Genomic DNA, 3,192 nt, shown 5'->3' on the forward strand with positions numbered 1-3,192 from the left:
AAATTACTGGTGCAAGTTGGCAATCTTGTAATGTACCGCAAGTCCTTCGTCATCGCTGTGCTTATCTAAATGGTTGCCTTTTTTAACTTTTTTATTGATCTCATTAAGCATTTCTACTTATTGCAAAGGTGAGATGCTCCCTACGGACTTTCTAACAGCAACAATTTAGCCAGCAATCAGGATGACCGCGATTGACAGCAATGGTCTGTAAATAAAGGTTCATAAGCTTGAGATCGTATTATGGTAAGAATCTACTATCCGAGAAATCTTTAATTTTGACACCTGACAATTTTTTGGACAGAACCATGGTTGGTATTTGCAAGCTGGTGGTGAATGGTTAGTAATTTATAAATTAAACCAAACAATTAAACCAGAAGATATGAGAAATTTTCTAGAGCAAACTACCGAGATATCGCAGCTATTTACTGAATGAGTAGCTTTAGTTTAGGGTTAAACTGCTGAGGTGACTAGAGAGTGGAAAGATAGGGAGAAAAACCTGATAACTGATAACTGAATATGGCTGAAGGCTGGTGGCTATAGGCTAATAAAAAATATGTCCCTTTTTGACAGAAAATACTTGGGAAGATTGCAACCAACGGGACTCAAAAGAACTGAGATGAGTGGTGGTAATTAAAGTTTGAAAACGGTCTTCGATCGCATCTAATAATTGATTTTGTCGTTCGATATCTAATTCGGCTAAAACATCATCGAGGAGTAGTAGGGGAGGTTCTCCGATAATCTGCTCTAGTAACTGTAATTCCGCTAATTTCAAGGCTAAAACTAAGGTTCTTTGTTGTCCTTGGGAACCGTAGGATTTAGCGGGGTTTTGGTTAATTAAAAAATCCACTTCATCCCGGTGGGGACCGACTACCGATGTCCCTAGTTGTTTCTCTGCCAAACGACGGGTTTCAATCTTATCTAAAAAAGCCCTTTGTACCCCATTGACATCATCTTCTACCCAAGGCACATTGGGAATATATTGTAATTCTAAAAGTTCGGTTTTTCCGCTAATACTTTCGTGCCATTTTTGGGCTAAAGGAATTAATCTTTGCAGGACTCGCGCCCTTCTTCTCGTTACTCTTGAACCGGTTTCTGCTAGTTGTAAATCCCAGAGTTTTAGCTGGGATAAATCCGCATAAACTTTTCCCTCTAATTCCTGTTTACGAATCTCTTTTAAGAGAGCATTTCTTTGTCGTAAAACCTGATTATATTGCTGTAAAATATGAACGTATAGGGGTTCTAATTGAATTAATAAAGTATCTAACCAATCTCGGCGAGCTTCCGGACCACCGCGCACTAAATCCAGATCGAGACTAGAAAATTGTACCGCATTAATCACGCCCAAAAAATCAAGATGACGGCGCAGGGGTTGACGGTCACGGATCACGGTGCGACGACCGGAAGAACGGAGAATTAAACTTAATTCTGATGCTCCATAAAGACGATTAACCCTAGCAAAAATTCTCGCCTCCGAGTCCGATTCTAGCACCAGATCCCGATCCTTGCTGACTCGATGGCTCTTGAGAGTGGCCAAAAGTTCGATCGCTTCTAGTAAATTGGATTTTCCCTGAGCATTATTGCCCAATAATATTGTTTTTTTGGACTCGAATTTTAGCAACTGTTCGGCATAATTTCTAAAACTGTGAAGATGTAGGTGTTCGAGATACATTGCAAGTTGGGGGTTAGCTGTTGGGGGTTGGGGAAGTGAGAAGTGGGGTGTGGGGTGTGGGGAGAAAACAACTGATAACTGATCACTGATAATGGCAGCGGTTTAGGGTTAAGTGAATTTGGTATAATTGCCCTTGACAATCAATATTTTATAGTAGCTTTTACCTTGAAAATTCCTTTTTTGCCTTTAAAACAGACTGAAAGTCTATCTAAACTCGCTTTGATTGCTATACTCGCTTTTGATGCTTCTGTGTCTCTCGCAGGACAATTTCCCGATGGCAGAGTATTTTTTGAGAGTTCTCCCACTCTAGTTAATTTCTTCGCTACTTTCCAATCCGTGCGTACTTGGGGGGCAAAATACTATCTTACCATCGCTCTACCGCCCTCTCTCGGGGCGCCCTTGGGTAAAGTAACCATACAACAGCAGCCTAATATTCAAACTATTGCTTTTCTTCTCGATCAAACCTTTGCTTTTCTTGGCGATCGCAATCAGCGAGGCGAAAAATTAACCCTAAAATCCACTACTTTTGACCCCAATACTCAGACGATTACGGTCATTTTTGATCCTCCTGTCCCCCCCGGTAATACCGTTTCCATCGGTCTGAAACCAGTACGAAATCCCGATTATGGTGGTGTCTATCAGTTTGGAATTACTGCCTATCCCCCCGGGGAGAATTCTCCCGGATTATATCTAGGTGTCGGACGTTTAGCAATTTACGATGCTGGCGATCGCTGGTAGGCTGTTCCGCGTCTAAACACAGTAAACAGTGAGCAGTAATCAGTGAGCAGTAAATATGAGATGACTGCTCTAACTTTCCCCTCTGAGTTTTAGAAAAATTTAACTTTATTCAATCTATGAACATCTGTTCAGATGTTATACTAAAGTCAGTAAAGAAGTTCCGAGGTAGTAACCATGATCGCTGTCACCATGATGAAATGTGCTTGTGAATCCTGTTTGTGTGTAGTATTGATCGCCGATGCCATCAAAAAAAACGATCAATACTACTGTTCCCAAGCTTGTGCCAATGGTCACGTTAACGAGAACGAGAAAGGCTGTGGACACCAGGGCTGTGGTTGCGTTTAAATTTAGTTATTGGGGAGAAGGGGACAAGTATCGGCATTGAAAATTCGATCGATACCTCCCTTTCTCAACTTTCCCTTAATAACCGATCAGGAAAAAATATGGCCCTAGAGAAAATAGCACCGGTTTGTGGGGAATCCCATCACCAAGAGGCGAAATTCCAGCACTTGCAGGGATTAGAACTAGAAGGCTAATTGCATTCGCCTCACCCAATATGTTCCCAGACAATATGTTACCAGAGGAGACGAATGGCGATCGCCTAAGTGGTCATCTGAAGCACATTCTGGTAAATACTGAACGGTTATCATCGGAAATTTTGGGTCTGAAACCCCGCCGTTCTAGGTTGGCTTTACGTTAGAATTAAAAGGCCAGTCTCGAAAACCAAGTGGACGGCGCAGCACCTTGAAAACTCGGCTTAGGGGGTTCCGACCAGAAAAGCTTGG

Annotated in this window: 3 protein-coding genes and 1 pseudogene; 3 read left to right on the top strand and 1 reads right to left on the bottom strand. The window is 42.0% G+C overall.

The features are described 5' to 3' along the window. Positions 1-541: 541 nt before the first annotated feature. Positions 542-1,669, bottom strand: a complete 1,128-nt coding sequence (gene recF / locus PX482_RS19285; RefSeq protein WP_002761547.1) for a DNA replication/repair protein RecF — start codon at positions 1,667-1,669, stop codon at positions 542-544. A 165-nt stretch (positions 1,670-1,834) separates the two neighbouring features. On the opposite strand from recF, the gene PX482_RS19290 reads away from it, so the two are divergent. From PX482_RS19290 to PX482_RS19300, 3 genes and pseudogenes are all read left to right on the top strand, one after another. After that, complete coding sequence (locus PX482_RS19290; protein ID WP_002761548.1) at positions 1,835-2,407, top strand: DUF2808 domain-containing protein; 573 nt, start codon at positions 1,835-1,837, stop codon at positions 2,405-2,407. A 174-nt stretch (positions 2,408-2,581) separates the two neighbouring features. Next, complete coding sequence (locus PX482_RS19295) at positions 2,582-2,752, top strand: metallothionein (protein WP_002761549.1); 171 nt, start codon at positions 2,582-2,584, stop codon at positions 2,750-2,752. A 35-nt stretch (positions 2,753-2,787) separates the two neighbouring features. Beyond that, positions 2,788-2,937 (top strand): annotated as a pseudogene (locus PX482_RS19300) (ArsR/SmtB family transcription factor); the annotation flags it as partial. Positions 2,938-3,192: the final 255 nt, after the last annotated feature.

Source organism: Microcystis sp. M53602_WE12 (assembly GCF_030065455.1).
In the GTDB taxonomy this organism is placed as follows: domain Bacteria; phylum Cyanobacteriota; class Cyanobacteriia; order Cyanobacteriales; family Microcystaceae; genus Microcystis; species Microcystis aeruginosa.